14 protein-coding genes and 1 pseudogene are annotated in these 19,442 nt (G+C 41.9%); 5 read left to right on the forward strand and 10 right to left on the reverse strand.

All coding sequences use genetic code 11. The annotated features are described in order from the left end of the window. The first annotated feature begins 56 nt into the window (after positions 1-56). On the forward strand, positions 57-1,595 hold the full coding sequence (locus KZC02_RS14090) for a glycoside hydrolase family 32 protein (protein ID WP_221394672.1): 1,539 nt from the start codon (positions 57-59) through the stop codon (positions 1,593-1,595). Between the two features lie 150 nt (positions 1,596-1,745). Here KZC02_RS14090 and KZC02_RS14095 read toward each other — a convergent pair. After that, a pseudogene (locus tag KZC02_RS14095) lies at positions 1,746-3,207 on the reverse strand (TonB-dependent receptor). Between the two features lie 150 nt (positions 3,208-3,357). Between KZC02_RS14095 and KZC02_RS14100 the strand changes: the two are divergent. Further along, positions 3,358-3,756, forward strand: a complete 399-nt coding sequence (locus tag KZC02_RS14100; protein WP_221394673.1) for a gamma-glutamylcyclotransferase — start codon at positions 3,358-3,360, stop codon at positions 3,754-3,756. Positions 3,757-3,869: 113 nt separating this feature from the next. Here the strand turns inward: KZC02_RS14100 and KZC02_RS14105 are convergent, their stop codons facing one another. Further along, a complete protein-coding gene (locus KZC02_RS14105) occupies positions 3,870-4,640 on the reverse strand; it encodes a type III pantothenate kinase (protein WP_221394674.1) in 771 nt (256 codons plus the stop codon). A 176-nt stretch (positions 4,641-4,816) separates the two neighbouring features. Here KZC02_RS14105 and KZC02_RS14110 point away from each other — a divergent pair, with 176 nt between their 5' ends. Then, on the forward strand, positions 4,817-8,233 hold the full coding sequence (locus KZC02_RS14110) for a glycoside hydrolase family 2 TIM barrel-domain containing protein (protein ID WP_221394675.1): 3,417 nt from the start codon (positions 4,817-4,819) through the stop codon (positions 8,231-8,233). Between the two features lie 96 nt (positions 8,234-8,329). Here the strand turns inward: KZC02_RS14110 and KZC02_RS14115 are convergent, their stop codons facing one another. The 5 genes from KZC02_RS14115 to KZC02_RS14135 are packed head-to-tail and all read right to left on the reverse strand — an operon-like array spanning position 8,330 to position 12,408. Continuing rightward, positions 8,330-8,896 carry a YceI family protein gene (locus tag KZC02_RS14115; protein WP_221394676.1) on the reverse strand — a complete coding sequence of 189 codons (567 nt, stop codon included), beginning with the start codon at positions 8,894-8,896 and terminating at the stop codon, positions 8,330-8,332. Between the two features lie 11 nt (positions 8,897-8,907). After that, positions 8,908-9,792 carry a DUF5777 family beta-barrel protein gene (locus KZC02_RS14120; RefSeq protein WP_221394677.1) on the reverse strand — a complete coding sequence of 295 codons (885 nt, stop codon included), beginning with the start codon at positions 9,790-9,792 and terminating at the stop codon, positions 8,908-8,910. A gap of 11 nt (positions 9,793-9,803) precedes the next feature. After that, positions 9,804-10,301 carry a ubiquinol-cytochrome c reductase iron-sulfur subunit gene (locus KZC02_RS14125; RefSeq protein ID WP_221394678.1) on the reverse strand — a complete coding sequence of 166 codons (498 nt, stop codon included), beginning with the start codon at positions 10,299-10,301 and terminating at the stop codon, positions 9,804-9,806. Positions 10,302-10,349: 48 nt separating this feature from the next. Then, the gene (locus tag KZC02_RS14130) at positions 10,350-11,858 is read right to left on the reverse strand and encodes a hypothetical protein (protein WP_221394679.1); all 1,509 of its coding nucleotides are present in this window, start codon (positions 11,856-11,858) and stop codon (positions 10,350-10,352) included. Further along, positions 11,839-12,408, reverse strand: a complete 570-nt coding sequence (locus tag KZC02_RS14135; RefSeq protein ID WP_221394680.1) for an RNA polymerase sigma factor — start codon at positions 12,406-12,408, stop codon at positions 11,839-11,841. Before KZC02_RS14135 ends, KZC02_RS14130 begins: the two co-directional genes overlap by 20 nt. A gap of 201 nt (positions 12,409-12,609) precedes the next feature. Between KZC02_RS14135 and KZC02_RS14140 the strand changes: the two genes are divergently transcribed. Together KZC02_RS14140 and KZC02_RS14145 are read left to right on the forward strand one after the other, a co-directional pair. Then, positions 12,610-13,026, forward strand: a complete 417-nt coding sequence (locus KZC02_RS14140; RefSeq protein ID WP_221394681.1) for a nucleotidyltransferase substrate binding protein — start codon at positions 12,610-12,612, stop codon at positions 13,024-13,026. A gap of 15 nt (positions 13,027-13,041) precedes the next feature. Further along, positions 13,042-13,371 carry a nucleotidyltransferase domain-containing protein gene (locus tag KZC02_RS14145; RefSeq protein ID WP_221394682.1) on the forward strand — a complete coding sequence of 110 codons (330 nt, stop codon included), beginning with the start codon at positions 13,042-13,044 and terminating at the stop codon, positions 13,369-13,371. Positions 13,372-13,394: 23 nt separating this feature from the next. Here the strand turns inward: KZC02_RS14145 and KZC02_RS14150 are convergent, their stop codons facing one another. The 3 genes from KZC02_RS14150 to KZC02_RS14160 all read right to left on the reverse strand — a co-directional run bounded on the left by KZC02_RS14150 (position 13,395) and on the right by KZC02_RS14160 (position 19,382). Beyond that, the gene (locus KZC02_RS14150; RefSeq protein ID WP_221394683.1) at positions 13,395-14,852 is read right to left on the reverse strand and encodes a glycoside hydrolase family 30 beta sandwich domain-containing protein; all 1,458 of its coding nucleotides are present in this window, start codon (positions 14,850-14,852) and stop codon (positions 13,395-13,397) included. Between the two features lie 84 nt (positions 14,853-14,936). Next, positions 14,937-16,403, reverse strand: a complete 1,467-nt coding sequence (locus KZC02_RS14155) for a RagB/SusD family nutrient uptake outer membrane protein (protein ID WP_221394684.1) — start codon at positions 16,401-16,403, stop codon at positions 14,937-14,939. 12 nt (positions 16,404-16,415) lie between these two features. After that, positions 16,416-19,382 (reverse strand): TonB-dependent receptor, encoded by a 2,967-nt coding sequence (locus KZC02_RS14160; protein ID WP_229254316.1) that lies wholly within the window; start codon positions 19,380-19,382, stop codon positions 16,416-16,418. Between the last annotated feature and the right edge of the window lie 60 nt (positions 19,383-19,442).

Genomic DNA, 19,442 nt, shown 5'->3' on the forward strand with positions numbered 1-19,442 from the left:
GCTGATAGCCGACCGCCGACTGCTCTATAAAAGAAATCGTTTAAACCAAACCATTTATGTTGAAAAACTTAGTTATTGCCGTGTTCTTGGGAATTGCCATATTATCATGCCAGAATAAAGATAAAAAGGAAGAGGAAGAATCGACTAAAAGAGAACTTTACCGGCCGGTTTACCACTTTACTCCAATACAAAACTGGATCAATGATCCGAACGGTATGGTATATCTGGATGGTGAATATCATTTGTTTTACCAGTATAATCCGTTCGGCAACGAATGGGGACACATGAGCTGGGGACATGCTGTTAGTAAAGATCTGCTGACGTGGGAGCATCTGCCAGTTGCATTGAAGGAATTCAGAAATAAGGATGACACGACACAAACCATGATCTTTTCGGGAAGTGCAGTAATTGATAGTGCCAATACTTCCGGCTTTTTTGAAAAAGGCAAAAAAAATGGAATGGTCGCGATTTACACTTCCAATGTGCACGCCAGCGGAAAGGGAGTAGCCCAGCATCAGAGCATTGCCTATAGTGCCGACAAAGGCCGGACATGGAAACAATATGATAAAAATCCGGTGCTGAATATTGGGTTAAAAGATTTTCGTGACCCGAATGTTTTCTGGTATGCACCCGATAAAAAATGGATTATGAGCGTGGTGAAACCGCTGGATTATACGGTTCAGTTTTATCAGTCACAGAACCTGAAAGAATGGAAACTGATGAGCGAGTTTGGGAAAAAAGGTGATATGACTAAAATTTGGGAATGCCCGGCATTGTTTCCCATTCCTGTGGAAGGAAGCGATCAGAAGAAATGGATCCTCACAGTTTCCAGCGGGCACCGGCAAAAAAATTATCTGGCGATGCAATACTTTGTGGGAGATTTTGACGGAAAAACTTTTACTCCGCAAAAGCAGGACGAAATTCTGTATGTAGATGAAGGAAAGGATTTTTATGCAGGAATTCCATTCAACAGTCTTCCCGCAAGTCATACAAAACCGGTGATGATTGGCTGGATCAATGACTGGGAATATGCCAATAAATTGCCTTCTGCCAAATTTAAAGGTTCTATGTCTGTACCTCGGGAACTGAGCTTGCAGTCTACGCCGGCAGGTTACAGGCTGATTCAAACTCCGGTTTCTCTCAAATCAAAACAGGAAGCTGGGCTGGATGAAAAAGACCTCAAAGTATCCGGTAACCATTCGCTTGATTTCAGTGGAGAATCTTATGAAGTGGAAGCTGAGATCAGTCTGGGCTCTGCCAAAAAAATAGGGATTAATTTGTTAAAAAGCGGAAGTGAGGAAAGCAGCCTGACGTACGATGTTTCAAGCAGCACCTTATCTTTTGACCGGAAGAAATCAGGAAACGTGGATTTCCACGAACGTTTCCCAAGTATTGAGTCCGTAACAGTGAAACCACAAAATGGTGTATTAAAACTCCATCTATTGGTAGATCAGTCGGTGGTGGAGATTTTTGCGAACGATGGTGAAAAAGTAATGACCGATATGGTTTTCCCAACCAAACACGAAGGTAAAATAGAATTGGTTTCTGACGGTGAAGTTATCTTTAAATCACTGGCGATCCACGGAATTAAATGATGTTTGTTTGAAATGGCCAAAATGCTGTCAGATTTCGACTCCGCTCAATCTGACAGCATTTTGGCAACTCGGGACAATAACATTATTTCTAACAAGCTTGTGTACGCAAAATAGTTATTAAGCACAATAACATAAGGCCTCAAAAAATTATCAAAGATTCCCGACAGCCTGGTGGATTTGTTTTACGGTATCCACATAATTGTCTTCATTAGGCAGGCCGAAAAGCGACTTTTCTTTAATGATCTGTGCCACGTTTTCCGGTACAAGTTTTTCCCAGCCAGGTTCGCCTCTCTTGATTTTTTCCAAAACGCTATCCGTGGTCATACTCATATTTTCCTTGTTATAATTATGGATATCTTCAATTTTATTGTTGATAACCAGATATTGAAACAATGGACGGAGATGATCAGGAATAATAAAATTTTCGCAGCTGTAAACAGAGCCATCCGGTTGTAAAGTCGGATAAATGAAGAGCTTTACTTTACGGCTGAACAATGTTGCAAATGATTCCAGAATTCCTCCGGGAAGGAATTCGTAATGTTTTTCTTCAAAAATATCCTGCAAACTCGGGCTACCCAAGAGTAAGCCCACTTTCAGTTTTGTAAGCCTCGACAGATATGCCATCAAACGGAAATATTCGTGGTGATTCGAGATCATTACCATGTGCCCCAGTGAACACAGAATATCGACACGATCCAGAAAATCCTTTTCGTCAATATCGCGGTCACCGCTTTTCAGGTTGTGTAAAGTCAGCTCCGAAACCAGTACGACCTTCTGATTCATCCACATCCGGTTCGGCCAGAAACTGCCTTTGCCCGTTGCTGATCAGGTCAATATGTACATTGGTGATCGGGCGCAAACGGCCACGCATCATCAGGATATGTTTTTTGTATAATGCTTCGGAAGGTTGCAGAACCCCGCCGTCACTTCCAAATAATGCTGCATCGGTAAACCCGTTTTTAACAAGACGAAGGCTCATCAGACGGTTATCCACTTTCGCAAAATCAGGGCCGCTAAACCGCACCATATCAATCTCAATACGATCAGAAGTCAGATCGTCCATGAGCGACAGCAACAATATCTCGGGAGATTTATAGTAGAAAAAACAGCCGTACATCAGATTTACACCAATAATTCCCAGTGCCTGCTGCTGTAAAAGGTTTTCATCATCGCGCATCCGGACATGGATCACGACATAATTAGTCGGCCCGCATGGGGTAAGCTGAAATTGAAGTCCGATCCAGCCGTGCGATTCATTTGTTTTCTGGAAATTAAGCGCAACCACTGTATTGGCAAAAGCAAAAAACTGGCTGTCGACTCCGCGTTTTTCAGAAAGGCGTTTCTCAACCAGGTTATATTCCCTGTTCAGCATTTTCATCAGCCTCGATTCCACTACATACCGCCCGCCTTCTTCTGTTCCGTAAATAGCATCACTGAATGTCATGTCATAAGCCGACATGGTTTTGGCAACCGTACCGGAAGCGCCGCCGGCTTTAAAGAAAAATGCAGCCGTTTCCTGTCCGGCCCCGATCTCAGCAAATGAACCGTAAATCCGGCGATCCAGATTGATCTTTAATGCTTTTTGCTTTGTTCCCAGATTCTTTTCGTACATGATGTATTATTGTAAGATGAAGAGCTATATCTGTAAATATAAGAAAAATACCACTTTTAATAATATCAGAAGTTAACAGATTGTATATTGGAATAGAAAAATTCTATAAATTATAACTATTCACAGATAAAATTAAATCTGTTCATTTTCATGGCAGCAGGCCCGGAATATTTATTCGTTTATGGCACCCTCATGCAGGGATTCAGTAATCCTTTTGCCCAAAAACTGCATGCTTCTTCTGTTTTTAAAGGTAACGGATCATTCCCTGGTTTGTTATACAAAATAGACTGGTATCCGGGTGCTGTTTATGAAAAAGACAGTGAATCAACAGTTTATGGTGAAGTGTACGAACTACAAAATGTACCAGATCTGATCAGGGAACTGGATGAGTACGAGGAAGTTTTTGAAGACGAAAATGTAAGTTTATACGTCAGGCGGATTGTTCCTGTAAAAATGGAAGATGAGTCTGTTTTGGATTGCTGGATATATTTGTACAATCAGCCGGTGGTGGATTTGGTAAAGATTGAAAGCGGAATCTTCCGTGGATAGGGAGGTTACACAGAGGTACACAGAGTACGGTGGAGAACCACAGAGAATAATTAAAAAACGCTGTGGCTTCGTGCAGCGTCAGCTCTTTTTACTCCGTGGTTCTCTGTGTAACCTTAAAAACTTTTCACTCTTTCTCCTATGATTCTCAGACCGTCCAGTGTTAGTTTTCTGTCGATTTCTACAAATTCGTCTTTGAGTGTTTCAATTATAGATGATAACCCACCCGTGGCAACTGCAATGCAATCTCCACCCAGTTCGGTCCTGATCCTGAGAATAAGTGATTTTACCAAACCTTCGTAACCCAGTAAAATTCCTGCCTGGATTGCTTCTGTCGTATTTTTTCCAATAGCAGAAGCAGGCAATTTTAATGGAACTTCGGGAAGCTGGGCCGTATTGGCAAAGAGTGCTTTAACAGCCGTTACCAAACCCGGCAAAATCGCAACACCTAATATTTTCCCATCTTTGGAAACAGTCGTAAATGTAAGTGCCGTACCAAAATCGACAACTACACAATTTTGTTTATAGCGTGACATCACCGCTACTGCATTGGCAATCAGGTCGGCCCCGATTTCGTGGGGATGATCAATGGCAATATCCAGTTCGGGATAAATATCCGGCCCGACCATAATAATTTCATCTCCAAATAGTGAACGCAGCATTTTTTGAATGATCGGTGTCATATCCGGTACAACACTGCATAACACAACCGTTTTTACATCGCCAAATGATAAACCTGCTTCTAAAAAATGCAGCCTTAATTTTGATTCATAATGTGATACATTTTCATGGACCAATGAACGCATGCGCCATATATGGTTCCAGGTGCCTGTCTGATAAAGTCCAAAAACGGTGTCGGTATTACCAACGTCGACTGCTAATAGCATAGAAAAGTTTTAATTCAATGCGACAAATTAATAGCATTATGGAAATAAAACTTCATTTATGGTTTTATTTCACTCCTGTTTCTTTTGTTTATGTCTAATTTTGAAAAAAATACAACCTTCCCTGTTCTTAAATAAATATCATTAAAAGATCAATTTGTTTCGCCCAAGTGTTAAATATGCCACGATTACACACCTTTCGCTCTCCTGCTATTATTTGTTTTTTGCTATTGATTTTTAGTGATTACGGGCTAGCCCAAAATATTCCTGAATGGCAGGACCCAAAGGCCTTCAGCATTAATACAGAACCTAAACGTGCAGATTTCATTCCGTACCCGGATGAAAAAAGTGCGTTACAGGCGGATAAAAAATCACCGTTTGTAATGTCTCTGAACGGAACCTGGAAATTCAAATGGGCTTCGCATCCGTCCAAAGCATTACCTAATTTTTTTGACCCAAAACTTTCTGCCGTTAGCTGGGACGACATTCCTGTTCCTTCCAACTGGCAGGTAGTTGCTGCAAAAGAAGGCCGCGCCTACGACCGCCCCATATTTACGAATATTAAACATCCGTTTAAGGCAAATCCGCCGCGTATTGTTGCCGATACAAATTCGGTCGGGATGTACCGCAAAGCATTTGGAGCACCTGAATATATTAAAGATAAAACTGTTTTTCTGCGTTTCGAAGGTGTTCAGTCGGCTTGTTATGTCTGGCTGAACGGCGTGGCAATCGGATATCACGAAGATGGGATGACTCCCTTTGAATTTGATGTAACCGAAGATATAAAGCCAGGAGTTAATCAGCTGGCAGTGCAGGTGATCAACTGGTCCGACGGAAGCTATCTGGAAGATCAGGATTTTTGGCGTTTGTCAGGTATTTTCCGGGATGTTAATCTGCTTATTCTTCCAAAAACCGCAATTACCGACTACTCCGTACAAACCGATCTCAGTGCTGATTATAAAGACGCTACACTTAAAATAAATGCATTTGTAAAAAACTTTGGCACCCCGGCAATTCATGCACATCAGTTGGTTTTCACTTTGTATGATGAAAAAAAATCCCTGGTTACTGAACCCGTAAGCCGCATGATCGGTGATCTGGAACCGGCGAAGGAAGCAGCGGTAAGATTAAGCATACCTGTACCTAATCCTGCTAAATGGAGCGCAGAAACGCCCTATTTATATACCCTGACTATCCAACTGATGAATTCGGATGGAAAAATACTCGAAGCGGTCAGCCAGAAAGTAGGGTTTCGTGAAGTCCGGATAAGAAACGGGCAGCTACTTGTTAATGGCAAGGCGATCTTGATTAAAGGTGTAAACCGTCACGAGTTCGATCCTGAAACGGGACGGGTTATCAGCCGGGAATCCATGATCCGGGACATCACGCTGATGAAACAAAACAACATCAATGCCGTACGTACATCGCATTATCCCAATGTTTCGGAATGGTATAACCTCTGCGACCAGATTGGCCTGTATGTAATGGATGAAGCCAATATTGAAAGCCATGAATTATGGAGTAAAAATATTATCCTGGCCGACAAACCTGAATGGAAGGCAGCGTTTCTGGAACGCGGAACTGCGATGGTGGAACGGGATAAAAACCATCCTTCGGTAATTATCTGGTCACTGGGCAATGAATCGGGAATGGGTGATAATTTTACGGCGATGGCTGACTTTATCCGTCTGGCTGATTCTTCCCGGCCCATTCATTACGAAGGAAGGAAAGATTACAAACCTGCTACGCTAAGCAATTTCGATATTATTTCAGTCATGTATCCATCCACGGAAGATATGCTTGAACTCGTAAAACAGGACAAAACCCGTCCTTTGATTATTTGTGAATATGCACACGGGATGGGAAACAGCATTGGAAATCTGAAAGAATACTGGGACGTAATTGAAAAAAATCACACCATGCAGGGCGGTTTCATCTGGGATTGGGCTGATCAGGGTTTGAAACTTAAAAATCCGGACGGTTCTGCATATTGGGATTATTTCAATGAGATCGACGGAGCCAATGCCGGTGACGGGTTGGTAAATCCTGACCGTGTTCCTCAGCCTGAGATCAATGAAGTTAAAAAGGTCTACCAGTACGTCAAATTTGAAATGCCGGATACGCTCCTGCAAGGACAGAAAGTAATAACAATCCGTAATAACTACGATTTTATCCCACTGAACGGTTTTGAACTTTCGTGGTCTTTACAGGAAAATGGTAAAATTATCGGAAAAGGAATTATCGCGGATCTGGACGTTCCTGCTCATCAGGCACAGCAGCTGACCATTCCGTATGAAATACCTGCAAATGCCAGATCAGCTAAAAGTGAGTACTTTTTAAATTTGAGTTTAACATTAAAAACCGCAACATCATGGGCTCCAAAAGGGCATGAAATTGCCTGGCAGCAAGTTCCGGTTTTTGCAGTATTACCAGAAATCAGGAGTATCAGCCTGACTGATCATACAGCACTAAAAACAACTCAGATCAATAGTAACAGATTAGTCATTAACGGCCAGAATTTTTCTGTAACTTTTGATAAAAAAGCAGGCGGGATCATTTCTTTTAAAAACAAAAAAGAAGAAATGCTGAAATCAGGCCCGGATGCTAATTTTTGGCGGGTTCCAACTGATAATGATCTGGGTGGTAAAAATAACAGCTTTGCATCAGATTGGTATAAAGCGGGGTTGGATTCGCTGAAACAGGTTTCTACCAGTATGCGTACTGAACAGATCAATACTCATGCATACAGGGTGATTCTTGGTAAAAGGCTGAAAGGCAAAAATGGAGAAGTTCAGGTTAATTCTGTTTACACCATATATGCCACCGGCGATGTTCATGTCAGTAATACTTTCATTCCTTCGGGCAACTGGCCGCCTCTGGCTAAAATAGGTATGCAATTTTCCATGCCTGCCGCATTCAGTAAAATGCAGTGGTATGGCAATGGGCCGCACGAAACGTATTCTGACAGAAAAACAAGTGGCCGTATCGGGCTGTATGCAGGAACAGTTGCTTCGCAGCATTTTCCCTATATTTCTCCGCAGGAAAACGGAAATAAAACAGACGTTCGCTGGGCGGCTGTTACCAATCAGGAAGGTACCGGATTACTGGCCATCAGCGATTCGCTTTTCAATATAAATGTGCACGATTATTCGGATACTCAGCTCAATGAGGCAAAGGAAAAAGGGGCAGTTCTGGCAAGAGGCAATAACACGACCGTAAATATTGACCTGGCCCAAATGGGACTGGGAGGTGATGACAGCTGGTCGCAGCGAGTACACGAAAAATACCTTCTTCCTGCCAAAATTTATAATTATTCGTTCAGGCTTAAAGCGATTGACGCTTCTACAAATATGGAAGATGCACTGAATTTATCACTTCCTTATTATCCTGAAAACACGGATTTTGCATTATCCAAAAATGAAACAAACGCTTCTCCGGAACCGGAGGAAGAATTGGCAGAAGAAGAGGAAATTGCTGAACCTGTTGTACGTAAAACTGCTGTTAAGAAAAAGGTGCCGGTAAAGAAAAAGCCGGTTGCTAAAAAGAAGAAAGCGGTTTCCAAAAAGAAAACCTCAGGTAAGAAAAGGAGAAGATAATATCAGGATTATAAACGAACCTTAGTGTTATACGTTTCTGTGTTTTTTCCATTAAAGCTGTTAAAAATCAAAAACGTATAACAAATGATCCGTCTGTTATTTTTTCAGTGGAGCAAGTACATACTGAGCTTTCACCTGAATGACCTGTGCTATTTTTACAAATACAATCTCAGGAACGTCAATTTTATGATCGGTCAGTGCTACCTGAAAGTCAGAAAGCATGGATATTTTTCCTCCGTCAATTTTCATTTTGCCTTTAATTGATTTGGTTTGTGTTACGCCGTGAACCGTGAATTTGCCGGTTGCTGAGGCGTCATATTCTCCGTCCTTAGTATAGTCGATAGCTTTATCAATTTTTCCGCTGAAAGTAGCCGTTGGATATTTCGCCGATTCCATATAGTTTTCATTGAAGTGCTCCTGCATCAGTTTATTGGGAAAAACAAAATCAGCCATGTTCATCCTGATAGCAACCTCACCGGTGGATGTATTTAAAATAGCCTGTGTTTTTTTGTTTTCAGCATTGATATTTTCCAGCGGAGTTTCGGATGAAAAACGGGTGTTGCCGCCACTGGTAGAGTACAGTGTGTTTTGAGCTTTTGCATTGTCAGGACGTACTGATCCTAGTACCGCTAAAATAACGGCAGACAAAAAGTATCGTTTCATAAAAGATTGGTTTAATTGGGTACTCTCTTACTTTTCTTGTCAAAACTAAATGTTCGGGAAAGATTGAATCCGTAATGAATATCCCCTTTTCCCCAGGTTCCGGTGGTTTCTCCTATAAACTGCTTTTCGATCATACCCAGCGAATTGGTAAAGTGCAGCTGAAAAACGTGGCCTCCGGTTTCAATATCAACTCCGAATGACATAGAGTCATGGTAGGGAGCTGTAACTGTATTTTTTTCACGTGCAGTATAAAAATATTCTCCATTCAGGGAAACACGTTTCGACAGCTTATATCTTCCGCCGATACCCACGGCCAGCAACAATTTTTCATCTCCTGTAACTTCTGGATGATTGCGAAACAGCCAGGTCGGGGAAAGCTGCAGGGAAAATTTTTCTCCGAATTTCCGGGCCAAAAGAACCTGCGCGGTGTAATAGACTTTATCCTGAAATTCCAGTTCCTTGTTTAACGTAGCAACACCGGTCCCACCGAAAAGTGTAACGGATACAGGTATATTGCGTGCACCGGTTGACTGTTGGATCAGTTTGTATTTACCAAAAAAGTCATACACTTTTTGAGATGTGCTCCTTCCGACACCTATCATGAATTTGTCGGTAATACCATACTCAAACCCCATTCTCATGGTCGCCTGATCGAGGCCAAAAAATTGATATGCTCCCGAATTAAGCCTTCCGAAGCGGTGGGAAATCCGGAAGTCCATATGATTTTTCTTCATCGTTTCCACCGACTGCCCATTTACCACCCTTGTGGATTTGAAAGTGGCAGTAACCGGAAAAGTCCGGGTGCTATCCTGCTTTTGTAGTTGGTTCAATAAGTCGTCCTGTGCAAAAGCAAGTGTTGGCAAAAGAACGAAAAGAAGTATGCGGGCGGAGTTCATAGTTCTGTTCATTAAGCGGTTACTGTTAATTTATTTCCATCTGCTGAAAGTGTTGCGGTATAGGCTTTCAAGTCAGTCGTTGCCGGCCCTTGTACCACTTCTCCCGTAATAGTGAATTCAGAAAGGTGGCTTGGACAATAAACATCATTCAGGCCACTGCGGTATTGTACCGGATTTCCTTCATGCGTACAGATTTTGGATAAAGCGATGTAGGCACTTGCTGTTGTAAAAGCAACGAGTACATCCCCTATTATTTTGTATTGTCCGGATGTTTTAAGCGATGAGTAGGAAGTATGCGTAAGATCAACTGTAAAATTAATATTGCTTCCTGTGGTAGTACCGGTAAGGCCCGACCCTGTTCCCGGATCGACCGGATCAGGGTCAGAATCTGTGCCGCATGCCGTCATGGTAGTTCCCAAACAATAGAATGCCATTAAGGTTGAAGTGCTCAGGCCAAGGCTTCTCAGGAATTCCCCACGTTTCATTTTGTCTTCTTTCGTCGTTTCCATAAGTGAGTAATTGATTAACAGATATGAGTGAATAATTGTAAATGTGTATTACTTAAAAACGGGCGTATATCTGATTGACAACCACATACCAGCAGTAAAGAGGTCAACTTTGCCATAACCCACTTTTTTGATAGGGATTTTTACATATGGCTCAGCCAGCAGAGAGAGTTTTTTTGAAATTCTGTATTCATACCCAATCGATGCATTTGCATGACTTAGCAAATACCACCCTGTCTTGGTTTCATAATCACGCCAAACGTCACCATAAGTATGTTCAGGATAATTATAAATATATTTTTCATTCCCCATATAATAAGACGAGACTCCAGCTCCGGCAAACCATCTTGAACGGTCACTCTGACTGATATCATATCTCAGATTCAATGGAATTTCGAAAATTTTACATGTTCCGTCTACACTGGTTGGATACACCTTTTGAGGTTTCCAGTCAGAAGGCCATTCATATTCGCCTGCTTTAGCGTTGTACACTTTTACACTCCTTACTACACCTACCTGAAGATATAATTTCCGTATTAACGCGTATTCAATCATCAGTGAAACGGCCGAACCAGGTTTTGAGAAATTCTTTAAACCTACTGTGCTCAGATCAGGAGAATAACCAAAACGAAAAGCCATTTTCGGATATGGTTCGTTTTGTTTTTCCTGTTGAGGCGGTTCAGGTGTTTCAATCGTTTTGCTTAATTCAATAGCAGGAAATTGCAAAGGTTTTACCTGGCTGAACGGCAAATGAGGTAATGTACCGGCTGATAATAACAATCTGCTCTCCTCTGCCGAAGAATCTGGTTTGGTAATCGTCAGACTATTATTTTGCGCTGCTGACACATTCACTTCACCAGCTTTTTTACCTGAAACACTCTTGTTTAAAGCAAAACCGGAATTCCTGGCTTCTGCAATTTCCTCTTCATCTGAATTCCTGGTAAGACTCTTTTCAATTCCAATTTTATTTCTATTCCTGCTTTTATTTTTATAAGAATAAAATGCCCCTTCGCCTACCTTCCTTCTCGAGCGGTTAGGCTCTAAGTACACTCCGCCTGTCTTAGACTGGCTCCGGGGCAATATTTTTGCATTTTCTGGTTTTTCTGCGTCAACTGTTTTTGAAACTACTTTATCAGACTCCGGCGTTTCCAAACTGCTGCTTTCAACTGCTTTTTCATTTTCCGCGGTGGTTTTCCCAGCCCCTGTCCCGCCAGATTCTACCGGGTTATTTTTTACTTCTTCCAAAGATTTTGCTTCCTTAGATCCGGACGGTATCACAGATTTAGATTCTGTAATTTTTGAGTTTGTCCTGTATTCAGCATTTTCTTTATCTGAATTGGAATCGCTTAATAAATAATAAACGCCCAAACCTACCGGTACTAATAGTGCCAACAATCCCGCTACCCACCATTTACGGAACCATGCGGCCGGAGTTTTCCCATCCTCCCGATCCAGGCGCTTACTTAAAGCATTCCAGTCTTTGGGTTCATAATCAGGATCAAGCTCTTCTGATGACTTTCTGAAGAGCTTATCCAGTTCGTCATCTGGTAACTCTATCATAATTGTCAATGTTTATTTTGGATAACATCTCTCTTAATTTTTCTCTTGCCCGTGACAAGTTTGATTTTGAAGCACCAAGTGAAATTTTCAATTGGTCCGCAATTTCTTCGTGTGTATAGCCGTCAATAACATATAAACTAAAAACCAGTCTGTAAGAAGGCGTCAGTTTTTGGATCAGGGCAACCAGTTCCTCGTGGGCAAGCTTACTGATAATCGTTTCATCAACAGACACTTGTTCTCCCGCTTCGACATTTTCATAAATGTCGCGCCGTACTTCCTGCCTGTAATGATCGAGGGCTGTGTTAATCATAATCCTACCCAACCATGTTTTAAATGAACGGTCTGTATCAAAACTTTCGAGCTTTGTAAAGACCTTAAAAAAACCATCGTTGAGTATTTCCTTTGCTTCTTCCTTACTTTTCGAATACCGTAAACAAACACTCATAGCATATCCGTAGAACTGCTTATAGAGCAATTCCTGACTGCGGCGGTTTTTCTTCAAACAGCCGTCGAGTAGTTCTTGAAGAACGGCGGAGTTATACTCGGGCATGCTATTTTGTTTTTCTTACTGATACGTTGAATAAAATGTTACGGTTGCGTGAAGGATATTTTTATTTGAAAAAATAATTAAAGTCTCATCTTGTGCGAATCTTTTGAGTTTTTAGTAGCTGGTTAATCACAATTTTTCTTACTTACATTTGTATAAACTGACACTTCTCAGCAAAAATCTTTAATAAGTTAGTGTATTTATATGGAAAAAGACACAAGATGGATTCAACGCTTTTCCAATTTCAGAAAAGCATTTGGGAAATTAAATGCAGTCGCGGAAGTAGTAGCAATACATGATCTCTCAGATCTTGAAAAAGAGGGACTGATTCAAAGATTCGAATACACGCACGAGCTTGCCTGGAATGTTATGAAAGATTTCTTTGAATTTGAAGGAAACACCGCAATAATGGGCTCGCGAAGCGCCACTCGCCTGGCTTTTGAAAATGGCGTTATAACCGATGGAGAAGGGTGGATGGATATGATTCGAAGCAGAAACCTGACTTCGCATACGTACAATGAAGCTACTGCTGATGAAATAGTTTTTAAGATCATTAATATTTACAACGGCTTATTTAGAGATTTTGAAGCTAAAATGACCGGATTTGTCGACATGAAATAAAATTTAATTCTAAAAATGAAATTTGGTTTAAGTCAAATAACGATACAAAACATCACCAGCGTGTTACAACAGTTTCCCGACGTTGAACAGGTTGTGATATATGGATCGAGAGCAAAAGGCAATTTTAAACCCGGCTCTGATATTGATTTTGTATTTAAAGGAACAAACTTAACCTCTTTGTTAATGACAAGAATTGATCACCAACTCGATGATTTGCTCTTGCCTTACAATTTTGATCTTTCGATTTATAATCAGATTGATAATGCGGAACTTACCAACCACATTGAACGAATAGGAAAGATATTTTATGAAAAAGAAGACATTAAGGATAGCCAGAATATTTGAATCTTAGCCATCCTTAAATTCTTTTATTTCCAAACCAAAGTAACCACCGTATTCGGCTCAATCGTATAGCTGAACTGATTTTCGCCGACTCCAACCGTAAATTTTTTATTATCCGCTCCCTGGTTCAGAACAACCAATGTTTTTGATCCGTCTGGATTTACAAACGCCACGCTTTCCAGCTGAGTAGCAGAAGCAAACTTATCCGATTGTACCCGAAATGCGCCCGGACGTATGAATTTGGACATATGTGCGATTGTGTAATATTCTACATTTTTTGTAATGGTGCCATTTGAAGAAAGCGTTACAACGCCGCGGCAGTTATCACATCCTTTATTCTTAGGACCATCATTTTCATCCAGAGCAATATTCCACAACAATGCGTTTTTCGACCAGTTATTTACCGTTCCGATAAAAATATTGGACATGTTCCATTTCAGATTATCAGAAAAATTCGTCGCCCATTTTCCACCGGAGATTTCCGTAAAATAAAGTCCTTTGTCAGGAAACTTGTCATGAACCGTACTCATCGCAGAAACATTTCCTCCATAAGCATGAAAAGCGGAACCTGCTACAAACTGACTCGCTTTTGGGTCGCTCAGAATTGACATCGGATAACCCGGCCTGTCCCAATTGTGATCGTAAAGCAGGATTTTTGTCTTAATACCGTTATCCTTGAAAAGTGGGCCCAGATGATTTTTAATAAATTCCCCCTGTGCGGAGGAATCCATTCCCATCGACGGATAGGCCGCTTCGTGCAACGGTTCGTTCTGTACAGAAAGGGCATCGATGGTAATTCCCTCTTTTTTGTATGCGTCAAGATACTTGACAAAATAATTGGCATAGGCTGCATACCATTCTGGTTTAAGGCTTCCTCCTCCCAGTTTTCCGCTGGTTTTCATCCAAGCCGGCGCTGACCAGGGTGTTGCCATGATTTTAATGGACGGCTGCAAACCTACCACTGACTTCAAAACAGGCAATAAATCATCCTGATCTTTTGCAATGGAAAACTTGCTTAACGTCGCATCCGTTTGTCCGGCAGGCAAATCATCATAAGTGAAATCTTCCAGAGAAAAGTCTGAAGCACCCATTGTAATACGCAAATAACTTACGCCGATACCAGTTTGCGGATCAAACAAATCTTTCAGAAATGTTTCCCGCTGCGTGGCATTCAGTTTTTTATTGATCAAATAAGCCGACGAACCTGTTAGCGCCGCTCCAAAACCTTCAATTTCCTGCAATTTGGACCCAAAATCAATATTGATCAGATTTGCAGATGGGGGCACCGTGCCTGATTTCACAATGGAAAGCGCATTTTCACTTTTCAGTAATTTACTCTGTGTTCCATTCGTAACCCAAACCGCAACTTTGTTTGCCGTCGTTGTATCTGTTGGCTGAGGCGTTTCTGTTGCGGGAGATTTTCCTGAGCAGCTCCCAAATGCTCCGCTCAAACCAATAAAAACAGCTATTAGTAACTTTCTCATGTATGTAATTTAAATGAAAAATCATGTTGAAAACAGGTAATTCAACCAAATTAACCCGCTTTCAACATGACCGAAATCTGTTTCTTAATAACCTTTATTCTGGGTCAAACTCGCATTTTTATCAATTTCCCCTTGTGGAATCGGCCATAGTAACCTGGTTTGGGTAACATTATATTTCAAACTGTTTCCTGAACCATCCTTAACCGCGTCCATCACTGCAATTGCCCTGTCCGTACGAGCCAGGTCATACCAGCGCTGGCCTTCAAATGCCAATTCCAGACGACGCTCTTTTTCTATTGCCAGTCGCATTGCAGTTTGGTCAGCAGCAGTTGCTGCCGGAAGTTTTACACGAGTTCTGACCTGGTTTACCAAAGTGCGGGCACCAGCCAAATCGCCGGTTTCATTGAGTGCTTCCGCTTTTAAAAGTAATACATCCGCCAAACGATACATGACTATATTTTGGGAAGCATCCGTATTACGCATTTTGTAGGCAAAAGGAAACTTCGTCAAAGGCCAGTATTTGTCCGACCATTTGCCAGTTACATCAGCCGTGAAAACTGTCGAAGCCTTGCGAACAACGTCTTTTTCGTCGTCATAAGCTTTTAACAAATCGTTGGAAGGTGTGTTGAATTTCTTCCAATCCGTACCGTAAAACATCGAAGAACCCCAGTTTCCACCGGTTGACCAATCTTCAAAATTTAGTTCAAAAATAGCCTCCGCACTGTTTTCATGCTTTCCATCCCAAAGATCTTCGAAATTTGGCATTAAGGAATAACCCAGTCCGATTACTTTATCTGCATTGGTTTTTACCTTTTCCCAATCCTTCTTTGTCGCATAAACCTTTGCCAGCAATGTGTAAACGGCTCCCGGCGTTACAGTCATTTTATCCGGACCGGACTTTGGAACAACCGTAGCCGCTTCGTCAAGATCCTTGATAATTTGTGTATAAACATCCTCCGCAGAACTTCTGGCAGGATACAATTTCCCGTAAACTTCTTCCACATTAGAAGAGGTAATGGTCGGCAGTTCATCTACTACCAAAGGAATATCACCAAAAATCCGAACGAGATCGAAATACGCACGTGCCCGCATAAATTTCGCTTCACCCACGATCTGCGCTTTCCGGTCAGCCGATAAACCCGCATCCGTCACTTTCGGAACATTGGCAATAATGGAATTCGCACTTGCAACATGGCCGTACAAATATTGCCAGTCTCTGGCTGCAACCGCATTTGTTGACAGGATACGGAATTCATCTACTTCAAACCAGGCCGCGTTATCCGCACCAGCATAAGCATTGTCGGATTCGCCGTCACCCAATATAAAATAATCCATCACATAATATTCCGATGAACTGCTTTTGAAAATAGAATAACAACCCGCCAAAGCCGCTTCAGCACTTGCCGCATCTTTGATAGAAGAACCGGCCGTTCCTGTTCCGTCACCACCAACTACTGTTTGGGAAATTGGCTTTAAATCCAGCTGATCCTGACAAGAGGGCAGCAGCATGGATGATCCCAGTAAAAAAGCTATATAACTTATCTTTTTCATAAAATTCTTTGATTAAAACTGAACATTAATACCTGCTACGAATGCACGTGAAACCGGGTAAGTCCCATAGTCGATACCCAAAGTTGCACCGCTCGAAGTAAACGCATTTACCTCAGGATCAAACCCTTTGTATTTCGTAAAAGTCAGCAGGTTTTGCGCTGTAACGTAAATAGAAGCTCTGCTCAACTTAATTTTATTGGCAAATTCTTTCTTTAAAGCATAGGAAATTGTTGTGCTTTTAAGACGTAAGAAAGATGCATTTTCAACAAAACGAGAAGAAATCAGCGAGTTGTTCACATTACCATCTGTCGCTCTTGGAATATCGGTGATATCACCCGCTTTTTGCCAACGCCTCAACACTTCCGTAGACTGGTTTTTACTGTCATACATTCCTTCTGTTTCCAAACGGGATGCATTAAATGCCTTGTTGCCCTGCGATCCCTGGAACAGGAACGATAAGCTGAAACTTTTGTAAGTCAGGTTATTATTCATTCCGTAGGTGAATTTCGGCTGTGCAGATCCAAGTATGGTCCGGTCAGACGGAGAAAAAGCACCATCGCCATTTACATCTTTGTAGATCATATCACCCGTTTCAGGATTTACACCCTCAGCAATATATCCGTAAAACGTGCCCAATGAAGCACCTTCCTGCAAAATGATGATCTGGTCGCTACGTCCTTCCACATCCGCATAACGGTAAATTTTGCTCAGCTGTAAGTCGGTAATTTTATTCTTGTTGAAAGCAATGTTGAAATCCGTTGTCCATTGAAATGCAGATTTGTCAAAATTCACAGTCGACAGTACAAATTCAAGACCTTTATTTTCAAGTTTCCCTGAGTTTCTTGGCATGTAAGTATACCCGCTTGTATTTGGCAAAGGCACATTCAACAGCAGATCATTCGTCTTTTTCAGGTAGGCGTCCGCGGTAACCGTCACGCGTCCCTGCAGCATACTCAGGTCAATACCAATATTACTTTGAGTCGTTGTTTCCCATCTCAAATCAGGATTCGGAGCGTATGAAGGATTCGTAACGGCAGGCCCGGAAGGCGGAACGGTAGGCGTGCGACGGGTGTAAGTGTTCAAACCATACGACGCATAATTGGCCAATCCTTCCTGATTACCATTCTGTCCCCAGCCTCCTCGTAGTTTCAGGTCATTGATAAACTTGACATCCTGCATAAACGGCTCAGCAGAAATACGCCATCCGGCAGAAACCGATGGAAAGAAGCCCCATTGATTTCCCTTTGCCAGTTTAGATGATCCGTCCGCCCTGAAATTCGCTGTGATCAAATATCTACTGTCAAAATTATACATCAACCGACCCAGGTATGAGTTTAAAAACCATTCGGATTGTTCGGTATAGGCGTCTGTAATTTCATTGGCGGCATTCATCGTTTTCACAATTCCGTCAGAAGGAAAATCGCGGCCGGCGATGTACGAATTATTCCAGGTATTTTTCTGAACCGTAGTTCCGGCAAGTGCTGAGAAATTATGTTTGTTCCAGTTCTTTTCATAATTCAGCGTATTTTCCCACAGATAAGTAAACGAGTTGCTTCTCGTAGCATTTCCAAGTCCGTGCGTACTTCCACTGCTTCCCCAGCCTTCGGTAGTCCGGTACGGATCGAGGTAATAGTCGTTGGAATGATTCATGTAATCGATCCCGAAATTGGAACGTACAAACAGCCCTTTTGCCAAAGTAATGTCTCCAACCACGTTACCAAAAATTCTGTTATCCTTTGCCGCCTGGGTAGGTCCGTACATCGCAGCGAGTGGATTGTCCCATCCTGCTTTTAGCGGATTTGTAGAAAAAATAGTACCTCTTATGCTATCCTGAGTGTAAATCCCCATCGTTGGCGGAGCACCCAAAGCACCCAAAACCACTGCATTACGACCGGCGTTATTATTGTCTTTTACATCTCTGATCTTCGCGTTGGCATAACTGAAATTGGTTGTCAGCTTAAACCAGCTTTTGATCTGATTGTCAAGATTTGCACGGAATGAATACCTGTTGTAGCTGGCCGGTTTAATAATACCGTTATCTCTCGTCATCGCACCCGACACAAAGTATTTACTCTTGTCGGTACCGCCGGAAAAAGAAAGCTGGTAATTCTGGTTATGGCCTTTTTTGAAAACCTCTTTATTCCAATCCGTAGTCTGGCTTCCAACGGTTACATTATTGCCCATTTCATTCATCAGATCAGCATATTGCTGCGGATTGAGGACGTTGATCTTTTTGGCAATATTTGAAAAGCCATAATATGCGCCAAAACTAACCTGAGACTGATTGGCTTTACCTCTTTTCGTTGTTACGATAACGACGCCGTTAGAAGCTCTCGCACCATAAATCGCAGCCGACGAAGCATCTTTCAAAACCTGAATGCTTTCAATATCATTCACATTCAAATCCCTCGTATCCATGGTTGGAACTCCGTCGATTACATACAAAGGCTCGTTTCCTGCCTGTACCGAAGTCGCACCACGCACACGAATCGACAAAGCACTTCCCGGCTTACCAGAAGGCTGCGTCACCTGAACACCCGCTGCTTTTCCCTGCAATGCCTGAGCTGCCTGAATGATCGGCCTTTCTTCGATATCTTTTGTACTTACCGAAGCAATGGCCGTTGTCACATCACCACGTTTCTGTGTTCCATAACCTATTACAATAACCTCATCCAGACTTTTAAGATCGGCTGAAAGTGTCACATTAATCTGGGTTTGGTTTCCCACGGTAATTTCCTGAGACCCGTAACCTATAAAAGAAATAACCAGAACTGATTGCGCGTTTGGCACTCCAATTGAATATTTCCCATCCACATCTGTAACTGTACCAGATTGCGTCCCCTTTACCAAAACACTCGCGCCCGGCAGTGTCTGGTTTTGCTGATCTTTAATTACTCCTTTCACAGTAATATCCTGCCCGTTTGCAAGGCCGACCACTGCAAAAATCATGGCAATGAACATCGTAACTCGCTTTCCCATAAATTGTTAATGAATTGTTAGTAATTTATTTGATAATTTTTAGGACAATTCCATGCAGCA

Origin of the sequence: Dyadobacter sp. NIV53, assembly GCF_019711195.1 — a bacterium.
In the GTDB taxonomy this organism is placed as follows: Bacteria; Bacteroidota; Bacteroidia; order Cytophagales; family Spirosomataceae; genus Dyadobacter.